General features: G+C 59.5%; 15 protein-coding genes and 3 tRNA genes. 4 read left to right on the top strand and 14 right to left on the bottom strand.

Annotated elements, in window-relative coordinates; translation table 11 throughout:
• Positions 1 to 38: 38 nt before the first annotated feature.
• Positions 39 to 395, top strand: coding sequence for a high-potential iron-sulfur protein (locus tag VFN25_RS13890; protein ID WP_325142907.1), 357 nt, complete (start codon positions 39 to 41; stop codon positions 393 to 395).
• Between the two features lie 112 nt (positions 396 to 507).
• Here VFN25_RS13890 and VFN25_RS13885 read toward each other — a convergent pair whose 3' ends face one another.
• The 5 genes from VFN25_RS13885 to VFN25_RS13865 all read right to left on the bottom strand — a co-directional run bounded on the left by VFN25_RS13885 (position 508) and on the right by VFN25_RS13865 (position 6,579).
• Entirely contained in the window at positions 508 to 2,772 is a 2,265-nt protein-coding gene (locus VFN25_RS13885; RefSeq protein ID WP_325142905.1) for a TIGR03032 family protein, read from the bottom strand.
• 396 nt (positions 2,773 to 3,168) lie between these two features.
• A tRNA-Ser gene (locus VFN25_RS13880) sits at positions 3,169 to 3,259 on the bottom strand.
• Between the two features lie 274 nt (positions 3,260 to 3,533).
• Positions 3,534 to 3,626, bottom strand: a tRNA-Ser gene (locus VFN25_RS13875).
• 54 nt (positions 3,627 to 3,680) lie between these two features.
• Positions 3,681 to 4,574 carry a M48 family metallopeptidase gene (locus VFN25_RS13870; RefSeq protein WP_325142903.1) on the bottom strand — a complete coding sequence of 298 codons (894 nt, stop codon included), beginning with the start codon at positions 4,572 to 4,574 and terminating at the stop codon, positions 3,681 to 3,683.
• Between the two features lie 91 nt (positions 4,575 to 4,665).
• A complete protein-coding gene (locus VFN25_RS13865; protein WP_325142901.1) occupies positions 4,666 to 6,579 on the bottom strand; it encodes an SUMF1/EgtB/PvdO family nonheme iron enzyme in 1,914 nt (637 codons plus the stop codon).
• Positions 6,580 to 6,677: 98 nt separating this feature from the next.
• Between VFN25_RS13865 and VFN25_RS13860 the strand changes: the two genes are divergently transcribed.
• Positions 6,678 to 7,775: a ribonuclease D gene (locus VFN25_RS13860; protein ID WP_414648967.1), complete on the top strand. Its 1,098-nt coding sequence runs from the start codon at positions 6,678 to 6,680 to the stop codon at positions 7,773 to 7,775.
• Between the two features lie 175 nt (positions 7,776 to 7,950).
• Positions 7,951 to 8,026: transfer RNA gene (locus tag VFN25_RS13855), tRNA-Ala, on the top strand.
• A gap of 50 nt (positions 8,027 to 8,076) precedes the next feature.
• On the opposite strand, the gene VFN25_RS13850 is transcribed toward VFN25_RS13855, so the two are convergent.
• From VFN25_RS13850 to VFN25_RS13830, 5 genes are all read right to left on the bottom strand, one after another.
• The gene (locus VFN25_RS13850) at positions 8,077 to 8,523 is read right to left on the bottom strand and encodes a hypothetical protein (protein ID WP_325142898.1); all 447 of its coding nucleotides are present in this window, start codon (positions 8,521 to 8,523) and stop codon (positions 8,077 to 8,079) included.
• Positions 8,524 to 8,537: 14 nt separating this feature from the next.
• Complete coding sequence (locus tag VFN25_RS13845; RefSeq protein WP_325142896.1) at positions 8,538 to 8,735, bottom strand: PspC domain-containing protein; 198 nt, start codon at positions 8,733 to 8,735, stop codon at positions 8,538 to 8,540.
• A gap of 159 nt (positions 8,736 to 8,894) precedes the next feature.
• Positions 8,895 to 9,860: a hypothetical protein gene (locus tag VFN25_RS13840; protein ID WP_325142894.1), complete on the bottom strand. Its 966-nt coding sequence runs from the start codon at positions 9,858 to 9,860 to the stop codon at positions 8,895 to 8,897.
• A 14-nt stretch (positions 9,861 to 9,874) separates the two neighbouring features.
• Positions 9,875 to 10,519: a hypothetical protein gene (locus VFN25_RS13835; RefSeq protein ID WP_325142892.1), complete on the bottom strand. Its 645-nt coding sequence runs from the start codon at positions 10,517 to 10,519 to the stop codon at positions 9,875 to 9,877.
• 449 nt (positions 10,520 to 10,968) lie between these two features.
• Positions 10,969 to 12,702 carry a tetratricopeptide repeat protein gene (locus tag VFN25_RS13830; RefSeq protein WP_325142891.1) on the bottom strand — a complete coding sequence of 578 codons (1,734 nt, stop codon included), beginning with the start codon at positions 12,700 to 12,702 and terminating at the stop codon, positions 10,969 to 10,971.
• 205 nt (positions 12,703 to 12,907) lie between these two features.
• Between VFN25_RS13830 and VFN25_RS13825 the strand changes: the two genes are divergently transcribed.
• A complete protein-coding gene (locus VFN25_RS13825) occupies positions 12,908 to 13,888 on the top strand; it encodes an MBL fold metallo-hydrolase (protein ID WP_325142889.1) in 981 nt (326 codons plus the stop codon).
• A gap of 79 nt (positions 13,889 to 13,967) precedes the next feature.
• Here VFN25_RS13825 and VFN25_RS16855 read toward each other — a convergent pair whose 3' ends face one another.
• The 4 genes from VFN25_RS16855 to VFN25_RS13805 form a co-directional block, all read right to left on the bottom strand.
• Positions 13,968 to 14,240, bottom strand: a complete 273-nt coding sequence (locus VFN25_RS16855; RefSeq protein WP_414648966.1) for a YdeI/OmpD-associated family protein — start codon at positions 14,238 to 14,240, stop codon at positions 13,968 to 13,970.
• A gap of 159 nt (positions 14,241 to 14,399) precedes the next feature.
• Complete coding sequence (locus VFN25_RS13815) at positions 14,400 to 14,642, bottom strand: hypothetical protein (protein ID WP_325142885.1); 243 nt, start codon at positions 14,640 to 14,642, stop codon at positions 14,400 to 14,402.
• A 1-nt stretch (position 14,643) separates the two neighbouring features.
• The gene (gene pilO, locus VFN25_RS13810) at positions 14,644 to 15,228 is read right to left on the bottom strand and encodes a type 4a pilus biogenesis protein PilO (protein ID WP_325142883.1); all 585 of its coding nucleotides are present in this window, start codon (positions 15,226 to 15,228) and stop codon (positions 14,644 to 14,646) included.
• Positions 15,225 to 15,769 (bottom strand): PilN domain-containing protein (locus tag VFN25_RS13805; RefSeq protein ID WP_325142880.1); only part of this gene is annotated, 545 nt, incomplete at its 5' end. The genes VFN25_RS13805 and pilO, both read right to left, overlap by 4 nt.

The following is a 15,769-nucleotide window of genomic DNA, read 5'->3' as shown; positions in this document are numbered from 1 at the left end:
ACAGACCGTTGGCAATTGCAACAGCTGAGGAGCTACCCATGATGACGTCAAAGACACTCTCCCTACCCACGACCAGCCGCCGCCAGTTTCTGAAAGTGGCCGTATTCGGCGCCGGCGCTGCCGCCCTCTCAACCGTCCTGATCGGCAAAGCGCGCGCCGCCGACCTGCCACACCTGACCCTGGACGATGCGACCGCCAAGGCCCTCGGTTACGTCGAGGACCACACCAAGGTCGACGCTGCCAAGTATCCGAATCACCAGTCCGATCAGGATTGTGCCGCCTGCAATTTCTTTCAGGGCGGTGACAATGATGAATATGCCGCCTGTACGCTGTTCCCCGGCAAGGCCGTACACCGCAACGGGTGGTGTTCCGGCTATGCGCCCAAACCTGCCTGAATCCAGGTTTTGCGTAAAGTTGAAGAAACGAGAAAGCCCCCGACCCGGGGCTTTCTCGTTTCTGGGCCTTCGCCAGGTCGCGTTGCCCTTGCAGGCAGATGAAGCCTCTTGATCAGCGTTGCCTCAATAAAGCGCGGCGGACACTATCGATCACCGAGGCCCAGTCAGCGACTGCTGACTGACGGAACAATCGCGCCGTGGGGTACCAGTCCGTTTTCTCGCCATGCAGCCCCCATCTCCAGTCAGCATCCCGGGCGAGCAGGATCCACACCGGTTTGCCGAGCGCAGCGGCGAGATGCGCGACCGCCGTGTCGACCGAGATCACGAGATCCATTTGCATGATGAAGGCGGCGGCGCGCGCATAGCCTTCTATCTCGGGCTCAAGATTCTTCACTCCCAGCCGCCCCAGCAAAGCGATCTCCTCAGCGCTGACCGGATACTGAAAACTGTAAAACTCGATATCCTCAACTGCGAGAAGCGGCTTGAGCAGTTCGGCTGGAATCGAGCGACGATGATCGTCCTTGTACGTGCTGCTGCCTGCCCAGACGATGCCGACTCGCCGACCTGCCGGCAGACTGCGCACCTGGATGTGATCAGGTACGCGCAAGTAGCAAGGACTCGCCGCATCGCCCGGCCCGATCATTCCGAGGCGCACCGGCAGACTCATAAGCGGCACAAACACATCGAAGCGATCAGCCGGAATCGAACCGGCCGCACGACTCTCATCAACGCCATCGATGCCTGCGGCCAGCTCGCGCAACTTTTCCGGACCGACGTAGATCAACTCGCGACATTGGGCACGCGCAAACTTGAGGTAGCGCCAGAATTGAATGTGGTCACCATGATCTTGCTCGCTGTGCACCAGCAGGCGCTTCTCGCTGATGTCTTCACCCATCCACTGCGGCTGCGGACAGCGAAAAGAAACAAATTTCGGCAGTTGCCAGCGCCAGTCGAAACCTTGCCAACCGATTTCGTAGCGACCCAGCTTGAGCTGAACCAAACCGCGATTGAAGTGCGCAAGCGGAAACTCCTGATCAATCGCAATGGCCTTGTCGAAATAGCCGATGGCCTGTTCGTACTCCAGTAACCGCGAGCAGGCGAGACCGAGGCTGTTGCATGCCTCGGCATTGTCCGGTTGCTCGGTGACGACTTCGAGCAACACCTCGCACGCATCCTGCCAACTCTCCGCATCAAGCAGGCAAACTCCGAGCTGATAGTGCGCCTGACGATGCCCGGGGTTGGCGCGCAACACATCGCGATAGATCGCCAGCGCCTCATCAAGGCGACCTGCGGCATGGACACGGGTGGCCTCGGCGACCTGATCCTGGATCGGATCGGCGGGCGCGACCATGGCCAGAGCCGCATCCGGCAACTCATACGAACTGCTCAATAGCGGCGAACCCTGCTCGACCAGAGTCGGTGCCTGGCAAGACAGGATCTGCACGTCGAAAATCTCGCGCACGGCGCCGATGAAGTGCAGGAAACCGACGACCTCACCTGCCTCGATGTCGATCAGATAAACACCGCATCGTCGATCGGTGACCCGCTGGGTCAGCGGCAGACCAGCGAAAACTGCTGTCTCACGTACCTGCGACAAACCGATCAGCGCGTAGCGACCAAAAAAAGCCAGACCGCGAGCGAACCCGGGTACTTCGGCCACCGTGCGCAGCGTGCCATCCGCCTGCAGACACTTGAGATGACCCTCACCCGAAGACAGAAACCAGAGTCGATCGCGATACCAGCGCGGCGAGTGCGGCATGCACAATCCGTCGACAATCACGGAGTCGTCGCCGAGATCGAGGATCTGGCCCCCGCTGGCCTTGTTCCTGCGCCAGCCACCGGGTTCATCGGTGCGCCCGAGCATGCTGACATAGCGCGGTCGGCCATCGCGCATGCCGAGACCATTCAGATGGCAACGATCGAACAAATCGTATTGCGTAATGAATGGCGGTTTCCAGCGCGGCACGACACTGGCATCGGCCGCGAGCGTGCACAAGCAGGACATCCGCGTATTGATCAGCCAGAGTTGTTCGTCGACGTCATAGGCCATCTCGTGAACATCAATATCACCGCTGACGTGAGTGGCACGGTGCAAATAGGCCGCGTCGTACTGGCCATGATCAAGCTTGCGCCCGACCGCAGGCATATTGCGAAAGAACTCGATCCGGTGTGCATCGCCGATGGTCAGTTTCTGCCTGCCCTGCACGGCAATCCCCATCGGCTTGCGCATGGCGATGAAGTGGGTATTGGCACCCTGCTCCTGCGCACGCACAAGCACCAGTTGGCCCGCCTGGTAAGTCGAGACCGCCAGCGATACGCCGGCCTGGCGCAGAAACTCGGCGAAACTCTCGGTGTGCTGACTGGCGAAGGCTTCCATGGCTACTCGTGTGATTCACGGGCTCAAGACGTACCCGGCACACAATAACCCGCCTGCGGAACGCATTTGCGTCAATCCAATCTATCCCATCGAACCGCAGTGAGTGCCTTGAACAACCGTGTCAGCTCAGAATTGATCCGGTGCAGGTCGATGCGCTGGAACCTTCGCTTCTCCGAATACAAAAAAAGCCCCATGCGGGGCTCTTTTTGTATCTGGCGGAGAGGGTGGGATATGTTCGGCTCATCCATGAGCCTCACCCTCCGCGCTGCGCGCTCCGGGCCAGCCCTTCGGCTGTCCAAATTCGTTCCTGACGAATTTGTCGAACCAGGTGGGTTCGTCCACGCAACCCGCACCAACAGATACAAAAAAAGCCCCATGCGGGGCTCTTTTTGTATCTGGCGGAGAGGGTGGGATTCGAACCCACGGTACGCTATTCACGTACGCCTGATTTCGAGTCAGGTACATTCGACCACTCTGCCACCTCTCCGAAGTGGGCCGCGAATGATACGGGGAGAGATCGAGGCTGACAAGCGTGCGATTACGCAAATGCACGAAAACGCCACGGCATGGCGCTCTACGGTAATTGGAATCCTTGGTTCGTGAAGTCCGGGCGGGATATGTTCGACTCATCCCTGAGCCTCACCCTCCGCGCTGCGCGCTCCGGGCCAGCCCTTCGGCTGTCCAGATTCGTTCCTGACGAATTTGTCACTGCGCAGGCAGGATGCCGAAGCGAACATCGCCAACGGCGATGGCCCGAAGGGCGAAGGGCGGGACGCCCGTAGTCAACCCACGGTACGCTATTCACGTACGCCTGATTTCGAGTCAGGTACATTCGACCACTCTGCCACCTCTCCGAAGTGGGCCGCGAATGATAGGGCGACACTCGCAGACTGGCAAACGTCGCTAGCCTATTGCGCGGTTGGCGTCGTGCCGCAGAATTGCTGTCTGACCTGCATGGCTTCGGGCATCCAGGCATTGAGCTGGTTGATGCGGGTGCCTTCGGCGGGGTGAGTGGACATGAATTCGGGTGGTTTCTGCTTGCCCATGGCGGCCATGCGCTCCCAGAGCTTCGGTGCTTCCTGCGGGTTGTAGCAGGCCGCGGCGGCAAGCAGCAGGCCGACTTTGTCAGCTTCGGATTCGTGGCTGCGTGAGAATGGCAGGAGCACGCCGTACTGGGCACCGGCGCCAATCGCGGCCATGACCATCTGGCGCTGGCCGGGATCCATTTCTCCGGTCGACATGCTCGCAGCGATGGATCCGATTTGTACGAGCTTCTGTTGGGCCATGCGTTCGCCACCATGTCGCAGCAGCGCATGAGCGATCTCGTGACCCATGATCACGGCGAGTCCGTCATTGTTCTTGGCCACCGGAATAATGCCGGTGTAGACGGCGATTTTTCCGCCCGGCAGGCAGAACGCGTTGACCTGATCCGACTGGATCAGGCTGACTTGCCACTGATAGGTATCCCACTGGGTATTCGCTGGCGTTCCCTCGGTGTCGGCGAGGTACTTTTCGACCTTGGGAGCCGCCTCGACCAGGCGTTGTGCGATGCCTTGCACTTGCTCGGGCAACTTTCCGCTGCGAACAACTTGCGATTGCTGCAGGATTTCGCGATACGACTGCAAGCCGAGCGCGGCCTCTTCCTGCGCGGATGTATCGAGCAATTGCTTGCGACCGGTGAAGGAGGCCTCATTGCTGTGGCTCAAATAGTAGTAGCCAAAATACAGGCCGAAAAACAGGATCGGCCAGATCTTGAGCCCGCGACGGCGTCCCTGTGACGATCGATTTCCGAACAGACCCATCTGATTCTCCTCTCACACCTGATCAGCTTAGCTGGTCATGGATCGTCGCGGGTGATGATGCAACGAAAGTTTTCCATCGAATCGGTGAAACTCACAGCTCCCGCACGATGCGGAACCCGACCCGGGCACTGCGCGTTTCGGCGGATACACCGAGACGATACGCCGAACGGATCTGCAATGGCGCGCTTCCCCATGAACCACCGCGGATCACCCGCCGCTCGCATCCCGGATTGATCCAGGCGCTGCTGCTGCGTGGCGCGCGAATGTAGTTGTCGTGCCAGCAATCATCGACCCACTCCGAAAGATTGCCATCGATATCGAAAATTCCGAATGGATTGGCGGGGTAGGTCTTGATTGGAGCCGGACCCCAATAACCATCGCTGTAGCGCTTGAATGCGTGCCCCCAACTGCGCTTGCTCGGCGACCGGTCACCGTCACCGGTAAAGTTGCCCAATACGCTCGGAGGATCGCCGTCACCCCACCAATAGCGGGTCTGCGACCCGGCACGCAAGGCGTATTCAAATTCAGCCTCGCTCGGCAACCGGTAGCGCTTGCCGGTGCGTTGCGACAACCACTTTACGTACGCGTTGGCGTCGTTCCAGGACACATTCAGTACCGGCAGCTTGTCGCTGGCTCGATCACCCTTGTAGTCGCGCTGCCAGTTGATGCCTCGCCGGTCAATCATCCGACCGCTGCTTTCGTCGTAGACACTGCCGGTTCCGGCGCGCTCCGCATCGGTGCGATAGCCGACTGCCTTGGCAAATTCACGAAACTGGCCGACTGACACTTCACTCAATCCCATCGCGAAACCGGTGTTGATCTTGATCAGGCGCTGCGGCTCTTCGTCGTCACGATGCCCGTCTTCGCTGGGCGCTGAACCCATGACAAATTGACCCGCGGGAATCACCACGACTGCAGGCGCCGACCCACTGGTATCGAGGAAGCGGTCACTGAAGATCTGCCCCGGCGAAAAGCTCGCATACAAGCGTGCATTGCGCAGGCGCTCATTGAATTCATCAAGCCCGCTCAAATCGGTGCTGATCGCCTGCGCCTCCTTGCCTAGCCGTTCAGCCAGGTCGGCATTGCCCGCATCCAGCGCCGAACGCGCCTGTGACAACACGGTCTCGCCGCGTTGCCGACGCAGTCCTTCGATCTGCGAGCGTGTATCGAGCAAGGCCTGCGAGCCGGGCCTGATCGAGGAAGCCTCGGCCAGAATGGCATCCGCATTGACGAAATCATCCTGTGCAGCGGCACCAAGAGCGCGATCCAGGTAGCCACGCTCGATGCGGCCGAGGCCTTCGTCGGCAATGCGGTTTTCCGGATCGATGGCCAATACCTTGCGATAGACCGCAAGCGCATTGTTGTCACCGTCACCGATCAAGCGGTTCTGCTTGAGCAATTCGGCAGCAACGCCAAGCAACGGCATGACTTCACTGAGGGTTTTCAAACGTGTCTGCAAATTGACCAGTTCGGCTTCCGAATGCGGAAGCTCGGAAAACTGGGTCGCATAGCGTTGTGCCTCGGCCTGATCGCCGCGCTCGAGTGCCGCCAGCGACCAATCGCGAACCGCTCCGCCAATCCGCAGCAGCGCATCATGGGCCGCCGCGTTTCCAGGATCCTTGGCAAGCGCTCTTCGATACAAGCCAACCGCGTTGTTGCCAGGCGGCTCAAACAACTTGCCCTCTTCCTCCTGCTTGCGTGCCATCTTGATCAAGGTCGCGACTTCCTTGGTCACCGGTGCCGGAGGACCCATCGCGATGGCTTCAGCCAGCGTCGTACCGACAATTGGCGAAACACCTCCGTCGCCAGTGCCTGGAGCTATCGTGTTGTCGAGAACCCATGGCTTGCCGGCAGCGGGTGGAGTCGTGTCCGTCTGCACCTGAGCCTGCGGCTCGGCATGGTCGAACTCCGGATAGAATCGGTAGCCAAGCGCAAACAACAACAGGATGATGCCCAGTGCACCGCCCCAATTGCGTTGCTTGTTGACGTTGTCGGTACCGGGCATGAGTGCGCACAGAAAGGCTGACAGCAGCGTGTCCGCACCTTAGGCTATCGCGTGAGGCATCCGCAACCGCGGCCTGCCCTTTTATCCCCACTACAGGAATGCGCCCCTTGGCCGTCTGGATCGATCGTACCGAAACCCTGAACGAACTCGACCAGTACTCGAGCCACCTGATCGGTCTCGATACCGAATTCATGCGCACCGACAGCTTCGCCCCCAAGCTGGCCCTGATCCAGATCGAAATCGACGATCATATCGCCTTGATCGACCCGCTCGGCGATATCGACATGGCCAGCCTCGCCAAACGCCTCGGCGACCCACAGACCATCTCGATCATGCACAGCGCCAGTGAAGATCTTGACGCACTCAGTCAAATCCTGCCGAACAGCCTTGGCACCTTGTTCGATACCCAGATTGCCGCCGCGTTTGCCGGCCTTGGCCCGGGCCTCGGTTACCAGAAGCTCGTCCTCGCCGTCTGCGATGTCGACCTGCCGAAAGGTGAAACCCGCTCTGACTGGCTGCAGCGCCCCTTGCGCGATTCGCAGCTTGAATACGCGGCGCAGGATGTCGTCCACCTGCCGGTTCTCCACGCCGAACTGTCGGCACGCCTGAATCAACGAGGATATTTCGAATGGCACGCCGAAGACTGCGCACGCATGGTCGAGCGCGCCCGCCATCGCGAGCCGGATCTGCAACCGCAAACCAGCTATCGCGGCGCCGCTGACTGGAGCCGTGAGCAGCAGGCCATGTTGCGTCGCCTACTGATCTGGCGCGATGCCACCGCGCGACGCATCGACAAACCGCGGCCGTGGATCCTTGATGACCCACGCCTGCTTGATTTCAGCGCCAATCCACCCACCGACATCAACGATCTGGCTGAGCGCGGACGTGGGCTGCGCGCACTGCGCGGCGATCAGCGCACCGAACTGCTCGAAGAATTGACCCGGCCACTTGTCGACGACGATCTTGATTTCGACACGATTCCGCCCGCTGCCGACGGCGAAGAACGCCGCAAGATTCGCTCACTCAAGGAAGTTGTCAGCGCGCGTGCCAGCGAACTCGATATCCCCGAAGGCCTGCTCTGCTCGCGCCGCCATCTTGAGACGCTGTACGTTTCGCGCCAATGGCCGAGCGCCCTCGAAGGCTGGCGCAAGATGATCCTGCACGATGCGCTGATGGCCAGGCTGGCTGAAGATTAGTCGAGCTTCACCCGCATCCGCTGGTGGCGTGTCCGCAAAGCCCGGCGCACCCCTGACAATTTCCCGACGATGGTCCCACGTGTTCGCTTGGCGCAATCCGGACCATCCGATATGATCCAAACCGCGCAGGGAGTCGGCCCCAACCGATGATTCAGCCCACGCGAACGATTCAAAAGGGGCGGTAGCTCAGCTGGGAGAGCGTCGCGTTCGCATCGCGAAGGTCGTGGGTTCGATCCCCATCCGCTCCACCAAATCAAAAGGCCTGGATTGCAAAGTCCGGGCCTTTTGCTTGAGGGCATTCTCAACGGCGTGGAGCGGACGTGGACCAGGGCCACCAGCCGTATCCATGCCGCGCATACAGATCGGCGGCGCGTTCAAAGCGGTTGCGCACGCTGATTCCGCCGCAAAGCAGATACACCGGCAAGAAAAGCGGTCCGAGAACCATCGCCTGATAGACATGGGCGCGCTCGTGATCGCACAAACGGATTGCCGGCTCCACACCGTGACCAGCGCGATGCGCGTAGGTGGAGCATCCGGTATCCAGGGTGTCGCCGGTATGCAGGATGCAATTGCCCAGGGTCATCGCACCACCGGGGCCGAACGGCAGGTGATCAAACACGATGGCGAGATCGCTTCGACGCAAGTGCATCTTCGCGCCGCCTGCGAGCGCAAGACCTCCGACGACGAGCCCGATCAGTGTGTTCGGTGATGTCCAGAGGACCCCGACTGCAACCAGCAAGCCGCGCATGCCCGAGCTCGCGGCTACTCCTGCGGGATCAACAGCCACATGGCCAGATAGACAATGATCCCGGGGAACGCGGCCGAGAGGACCGAGACGATGACGAACAGCACACGGACGAGGGTCGAGTTCCAGCCAAATCGCCGCGCGACGCCACCCATGACTCCGGCCAGCACACGATCACTGCGCGATCGGGACAAGGTTCGAGTTTCTGCTGACATGGACGTTCCATTCATGAAGAGGAGCACTCAGTGTAGCGCTGGCGACCTGAAGGAAAGCCCAGTCGAAGATGGTTGGTACGCGCTACTTTGTGCCAGGGCAACGCTGTCCAAGTGCAATCCAGTCCATAGCCCACATGCACTGGATCCAGTCGATCAGTGCTAGCGGCAACACGCGTCATACAGCCGCTTGCCTTGCTTGCGCGCGTCGGAAATCTGTTGCGTGTCCAGCGCCTTTGCGCTTTCTGACATTATCCAATCCAGATTCTGATACTGTCGGCGAGGGCCGAAAGAAGCGGCATAGGCGTACAGGTAAGCGCGAAAGCTGTCGACGGCATACAACTGAGGGGCGCTCGTTTGCTTGTTGAAATAGGCGTCGGCGAGATCCGAAAGGGCCTCCGAATCTCCAAGATCAACGGCCCGTTGCAGATACGCCCGTGCCTTGTCGCGACGAAGAATGGCCCGATCGACATCCGCTACGACAGCATCTCGCGAGTCATATTCATTGACAACCAACTCCGCGTAATATCGCATCGCATACGTATCGCCAGATCGCGCCACCTGGTCAATCGGATCGAGCCAATTCTCCAGCACTTCAGCCGGAAGTGCTTCGCATGCGGCCCGCTCAGCTAGATGTCGGTCAATACGACCCTGCCCGTTCGCAAAAGGAATAGCCCGCACTTCCTCGCCCGCATCCCGCTTGGCTTGGTCCATTTCGAGACTCCAGCGGAGACGTTCGTCAGACTCCTGGGTTGCTCGCAGCGCACGCGGCGTACAGCCAGACAATCGCCGGGTCAACTCCAATTTGGCATCATCGTTTCCTGCGTCGGCGAGGACACGCAAGCGCGCGATTGCCTGATCCGGCGGAGCAAGAAAATTGGGCAATTCGTCAATCGTCGAATTGATAAAAGCATTCTTTGAATCTGAGGCGTAGTATGCCTTCGGTTGCAGCTTCGGTTTCGGCCTCTCCTTTGGGTGTTGAGTGGCCGTGTGCAACGGTGTGGACGATTCGTCCTCGGCATGCGCGCCAGGTGCACGATCACTTGAGGCCTCCAACGAACCTCCACGCCGTTCAAATGCGATCCAGCCAAGCACACAGATCGCCGCAACGATCACCCCGAAAACCATCAGCTTCGATCGCCTCATGGCTGCTCTCCAGCTTTGGACATGCAGCAGGTCGCAAGCCGCCGCCCTGCTTCCTGCGCACGCCCCTGCGCAATCGGATCGAGGTCTTGTGCAGCCAATGCAAGCATCATCTCAAGATACCCAGGCACAAAATCAGACGCTCGCGGGGTCAACGAAAAGGCATAGAGATAGCGGTATCCAACCTCCGCATCCGCGGGGAATAGCAGACCCTCAGTGTGTTGTTTGGAAAGTTGCAGCAGTGCAAATGCATCGCCCTGCGCAAGTGATCGCTCCAGGTATTCCAGGGCAAGTCGCTTGCGTTGCCGAATCTGTTCCGCATCGGCCAAAGCATTGCGCCCATCAAACTGCGCGAAAGCAAGCGTCGCATACATTGCTTGTGCATCAGCATTGCCCAGTGATGCGCCCAGCTCCATCCAGTAAAGCGCCTTCTTGTTGGCCTCGTTGTTGAAATCGCTTTCAGCGAGGCCAGAGACATTCCTGCAATCGCGTCGCTTCTGAGCTGCAGCGAGCTTGAGCTTCTGCAGCATCGCTGCCGGCGTGGAACCTCTGACGGTGATTCCTCTTGCAAAGGTGTCAATCACCGAACTTTCAATCCCCTCATCCGAAATCGGCACATAACCATTGCAATTGGCCAGCGCCATGCCGAGCCGCCAGGCGGCGTGTCCATCTCCCGCGCGCGCCCGCCGCTCAAGATCCGGCCGCACCTCGACAAATGGACGATCATTGTCAGCGACAGACAACGACTGCGGAGATTGGCCAGATCCTGGCGCGCCCACCCGCGTCGATGGAGGTGTCACGACGTGTTTCGTCGAAATGGGCGGAGCGACTGCGGCCAGTGACACAGGCGGCTTCCTGTCGAGAAATTGCCAGTAAGCCACTGCGAACACAGCAACCAGCAGAGCGAGGACGATAAGGACAGGCCTACTCATGATGAATCAGTGAACCCTTGAGAGAATCGCAAGGCTTGAGGTCACGCACTGACCGCGCTAACGAATTAACCCAATGCATCATGCAAACACTTCTTGTGCAGAAAAAGAAATGATACCAAACATTCTATTTTTTCCGGTTCGGTGCCACGCTGAAGTAGTTTTCAGGCCATGCGAATCGCAGATTCAAATGCCTTCGTGAATCCTGCCTCATCGCGCAGTGGCGAGCTCTGCATGCGCTGGCGAACTTCTTCGCGAAGCGTGGCGATTCGCGCTTGATCGCGACACAAGTTGCTGGCAGCGCGGAGGTAGGATTCGATATCACCGGCGATCAAGTCACTCAAGCCGAGTCCTTCGAGCACACTGGCGACCATGCGCCCTGCGTGCGTGTTGCCACGCAACGTGACAACGGGTACGCCCATCCATAGCGCACAACAGGCGATCGTGTGCCCGCTCCACGGGAAGGCATCAAGCAGGATGTCCATGCGCGAGAAGAGCTCGAAGAAGCTTTGCGACGGATCCGTCAGATGGATCATTTCGAGCCGCTCGGTGCCGATACCGAATTCAGCGAAAACGCCAGTCAGTCTGTTCTGATGCCAGCTATCCAGTTGATCCCGTGCCAGCAGCAGTCGACTGTCAGGATTCTGCGCAAGGATCTGCGCCCAGGTTTCGATCACCCCGGCATTCAGCTTTTCGAGTTTGTGCAGGCTTCCAAATGTGATGAAGCCATTGCTAGAAACGGGAGCAACAGTAACTGTCGGTACGTGGGATGGTGGTCGAAAGCAGGCGAAGCCATTGGCCAGTCGCAGCAGGGATTCTGTACCGACGGGTGTCTCGTCAGCCGGTGCCGTGCAGTGATCAACCACGCGGGCATCCATGGCCTCCAAGCCGGTTGTATTCGGATAGCCGATATAGCTGACCTGGCAGCGCGCGGGCTTCGCTGCGAACACGCCGAGGCGGCCGTGTTTCGTGTAACCGGCGAGATCGACAAGGATATCGATCGCATCGGCGCGAATCTGTTCGGCAAGAGCCTCATCCGGCAAGCCAGCGACATCACGCCAATGCTGGGCCAGGCCGCGCAAGCGCTCGGTCACTGCATCCACTTGCGTCACATCGGAGTAGCAAAAAGTCTCGAACCGTGTGCTGTCCTGATGCTCAAGAACAGGTTCGAAAAAGTAGTTGACGGCGTGCGCGCAGAAATCACCCGAGACGTATCCGATGCGAATCCTTTCCGATGGCTTCGGCCATGTTGTCGCTCGACGGATACGCCCAAACAATCCGGAGGCGACACGCCGGTGCTCTTGCGCGACTTCGGCCGGGTCCATTCCCGGCGTCAGATTGAGCACGTACAACAGACTGTTGGCCGCCGCCGAATAATCCGGACGCAGCGCGAGCGCCTTGCGCAGCGAGGCAACCGATTCCACCAGCAAGACATGATCAAGTTGAAGCAGGCCGAGATTGAACCAGGCCTCGGCCCGCTGCGGATCCAGCCGCGTCGCTTCCAGGCTGTGCCGCATCGCCTCATCGTGATCCCCCGATTCGGCGAGCACCGCACCGAGGTTCATGTGCGCTCCGGCGTAATCCGCACGCAGGGCGACCGCGTGGCGTAGCTGTTCGATGGCCCCGGCCAGATCACCGGCCTTGTGCATGGCATCGCCGAGGTTGTTGCGCAACACCGGCTGAGCCGGCACCTGCTCGACCGCCTGGCTGATATAGCGAACCGCCGTCTCGTGATCGCCCTGCTGATGACAAACCAGCCCGAACAGGTGCAAGGCATCGGCATTACCGGGCTGTCGCTGCAGAATTTCGAAGTAGAGCGTCTTCGCGGCATCAAGCTGACCGGCCCGATGAAGCTGCATGGCTTGCGCCTTCAACTGCTGGAGGGATGCTGCATTCATGTAGCCGGCAATGTCCTGATCAATCTCGTTCGGTGAATACCGGGAGTCTATCCGACGTCGGAAGTCTCAAGGAGCAACAAGGCTTTCCTGCGCAAGGACAGCGCTATCGTCAGGTATCCGCCACGCGCCACCGCAACGAGCGCGGCCACTAATGCGACGTGCGCTAGGCTGGACTGCCCAGCATTGCTGCCGTGGAGAGTTCGTCATGTCGACTTTCATCCGGAACACGCGCCATCGGCCCATCAGCCGCTTTTTCGTACCGCTGTTCGTCGCATCGCTGCTCGTGGCATCGCCGGCAGTCGCGGGCTGCAAGGGCGATGTCGCAGTGCAGATCCTCGGCTCCGGCGGACCCATTGCCAACAGCAGCCGCGCAAGCTCTGGCTACCTGGTGTGGATCAAGGGCGAGGCCAGGCTGCTGGTCGACGCCGGCGGCGGCACGTTCGCTCGGTTTGGCGAGGCAGGTGCACACGTCGATAGTCTCGACGCCATCTTGCTGACGCATCTGCACGTCGATCATTCGGTCGAACTACCGGCTTATCTGAAAAGCGCCTGGTTCAGTGATCGCAAGCGAAACCTGCAGTTGGTCGGGCCGAGCGCATCCGGGGCCTTTCCCGCCATCGACGATTTCCTGAACGCGCTGATCGGGCCCACACAAGGCGCGTATCGATACCTCAGCGGCTACCTCACTGACGGCGCGGGTTACTTTCCGCTCAAAACCCGAACCGTCGCGCACGATTCAGACAAGCCGGTCATCGTGCTCGACAACGACGAGCTGCGTGTCAGTGCCATCGGCGTGCGCCACGGGCCGGTGCCCGCGCTTGGCTATCTGGTCGAATCCGGCGGACACAAGATCGCCTTCAGCGGCGACCAGAACGGCAACAATCCCGCATTCGCGAAAATGATCGAATCAGCCGACGTGCTTATCATGGATCACGCCATTCCCGAAAAGGCCGACAGGATCGCCGCCAACCTGCACGCCCGACCCAGCGAAATCGCGAAGCTGGCGACTGATGCGAAAGTGGGTCGATTGGTACTGAGCCACATCATGCCGCGCAGCGAGTCGCAGCTGAAAGCCAGCCAGTCGCTGATCAGCGCGACATACACCGGCCCGATCATCGTTGCGGAAGACATGATGTGCATCGATCTGGAGCGCATCCTCAAGCCGCACGACCACAGCTCACAATAGGCCCAACCTGGAGAACTCGCGCTTCGATCGGAGCGAACCCTGGCCCTGGCGGATTCCAGTTTCCGGTTCGCATTCGGGACTACGAAGCCTTCCCGGATTTCTCTCGATGAGGACATCCCGGCCAGCAGCATGGTCGACGCTTTCCGTCCTTGAGATCTTCCTGGAGCCGGGACAATCGGCGCTGCCTCGTTTCGGCTTTTACCGCATCTTCAACCCAGCAAATCCACTCGTTGCGCGCGAGCGGGGTAATGTCTTCCCAGCGCTCCAGCGCCGCGCCGTCTTCAACAAGGATGCTCCGCAGATCTTCCGGGACGGAGTGAACAACACCGCTGGAAACTTTTTTTCTTGGCATGACCAGTATCAACGTATCGGGACAGATATTGCTTCCGGAACAACGGCTATCAACGAATGACCAGCGCCTTTTACCGTGCCGGGCCACGGCAGCATGATTGGATCATGGATCACGCATGTTTGACTTTGAATCTCGAACTTCAGCTGCCGCAGCTGTTGATCAAGGAATCGACAAGAACGGATCCCGCTTCATGGTCAGCGCGGCGGGAATCTGGACAGCTTGCGCCGGCAAGGGCTGCAGCGGTCCTGCGAACCGCGATCGCATTTGCTGCACGAACTTCTCGGCATCTGGCGCATGAAAATTGAACGCGGATACGTAGAAGCCTGCAAGTACCAGCAGATAGACCAAAACCATTGCAAGCAACAGATATCTCGGCAGACGGCTGGCAGAATGAGCTGTCATGTCATTGCGATTGGTCGGTTGAATCATCTTCGCCATCGTGCTCAACATATCGGTAGTAGTTTACCTGGAGCCGCGCATCAAGTTGATCCGCATCCGAATCCAAAGTCTTCACCTCCAATGAGCGAATATCCTTGATCAACCCTTGTGACGAAAGGTTTTCGATGAGGCAGTACAGCGGACCCGAAGGACTTCTTGTTGAAAGGATTATTGTGATTTTTGAGAAATATTCTCGAACGACTTCCGCACTGGGCTCTTCCGTTGTGAGCTGCAATCCGCAGCGGCTTGAAACATCACTCAGTTCGGCCTGTATCCGGTCCATCTCGAATCTTGCAGGTAACCTGCGCTGGGTTTCCGCCAGTTTCCGCCTTGCGTACTCAAGTTGGCCCTTGATGGCGTCGTGATTGGTCGACAGGGCCTGCTGGCCTCTGGCCACGGATTGTAGCGAGGCCACGTGCGCCTCCAGAACACCGCGTTCCCGCAATAGCATTCCCAGCCACAGAACAGCGAGCAATGCGCCAATCGCGAAGGCCCAGATCCGGCCGAACCGGAAGCCGTGCGGCGTGCTGCGCTTCGTCGCGCCGCTCACGATGAGTTCTGTCGATTCGTTGCCGCAGCGATCGCAGGTGTTGCAGTCGCTGTCTGGCTGCCAACGAGCTTTCCGCAGTCCGCATGAATCTCGAACTTCCTGGCGGCAATCGGAGAGGCCGCTTGCGCCACATCAACTTCGCGTACGTTCGCCAATTGCGAGTTCTTGAGCACGGCAATCGCCGCGGCGCAATCCGAATTCAGGCGGCATGAGCCGGACAACTTCACCTCATTCCCGTGGACGCTGATCGAACTGAGTTGAACATCCTCCGGAAGGTCTCCAAGGATGGTGAGGAGTAGAACCAGGCGCGGCCGACTCTCGTTAAGCTGCTCTTCGATCAGATAGCGATTGAGCATCTCCGAGCGCACGCCATCCAGGCTGCTGATATCCTGGTTTGACTGTCGGAGCCGATCAACGGTCTGACGCAAGAGCAGCTCTGCACGCAACAGATCTTCGTTGTTGGCATGGGCCATCCAGATTGCCGGCAATGCGAGCAGCAAAGGCAGCATGAGCGCGCCGACAATCCAGGCCGACTGTCGGC

The organism is Dokdonella sp., assembly GCF_035703485.1.
GTDB lineage: Bacteria > Pseudomonadota > Gammaproteobacteria > Xanthomonadales > Rhodanobacteraceae > Dokdonella.
This window is presented reverse-complemented; position numbering and strand designations above follow the sequence as displayed.

Bases quoted from the DNA above. Each gene is read 5' to 3' on its own strand.
- VFN25_RS13870 (WP_325142903.1), bottom strand. From the start codon at position 4,574: ATGGGTCTGTTCGGAAATCGATCGTCACAGGGACGCCGTCGCGGGCTC.
- VFN25_RS13840 (WP_325142894.1), bottom strand. From the start codon at position 9,860: ATGGTTTTCGGGGTGATCGTTGCGGCGATCTGTGTGCTTGGCTGGATC.
- VFN25_RS13850 (WP_325142898.1), bottom strand. From the start codon at position 8,523: ATGCGCGGCTTGCTGGTTGCAGTCGGGGTCCTCTGGACATCACCGAAC.
- VFN25_RS13845 (WP_325142896.1), bottom strand. From the start codon at position 8,735: ATGTCAGCAGAAACTCGAACCTTGTCCCGATCGCGCAGTGATCGTGTG.
- VFN25_RS13815 (WP_325142885.1), bottom strand. From the start codon at position 14,642: ATGACAGCTCATTCTGCCAGCCGTCTGCCGAGATATCTGTTGCTTGCA.
- VFN25_RS13890 (WP_325142907.1), top strand. From the start codon at position 39: ATGATGACGTCAAAGACACTCTCCCTACCCACGACCAGCCGCCGCCAG.
- VFN25_RS13835 (WP_325142892.1), bottom strand. From the start codon at position 10,519: ATGGCGCTGGCCAATTGCAATGGTTATGTGCCGATTTCGGATGAGGGG.
- VFN25_RS13825 (WP_325142889.1), top strand. From the start codon at position 12,908: ATGTCGACTTTCATCCGGAACACGCGCCATCGGCCCATCAGCCGCTTT.
- VFN25_RS13830 (WP_325142891.1), bottom strand. From the start codon at position 12,702: ATGAATGCAGCATCCCTCCAGCAGTTGAAGGCGCAAGCCATGCAGCTT.
- VFN25_RS16855 (WP_414648966.1), bottom strand. From the start codon at position 14,240: ATGCCAAGAAAAAAAGTTTCCAGCGGTGTTGTTCACTCCGTCCCGGAA.
- VFN25_RS13860 (WP_414648967.1), top strand. From the start codon at position 6,678: ATGCGCCCCTTGGCCGTCTGGATCGATCGTACCGAAACCCTGAACGAA.
- VFN25_RS13885 (WP_325142905.1), bottom strand. From the start codon at position 2,772: ATGGAAGCCTTCGCCAGTCAGCACACCGAGAGTTTCGCCGAGTTTCTG.
- VFN25_RS13865 (WP_325142901.1), bottom strand. From the start codon at position 6,579: ATGCCCGGTACCGACAACGTCAACAAGCAACGCAATTGGGGCGGTGCA.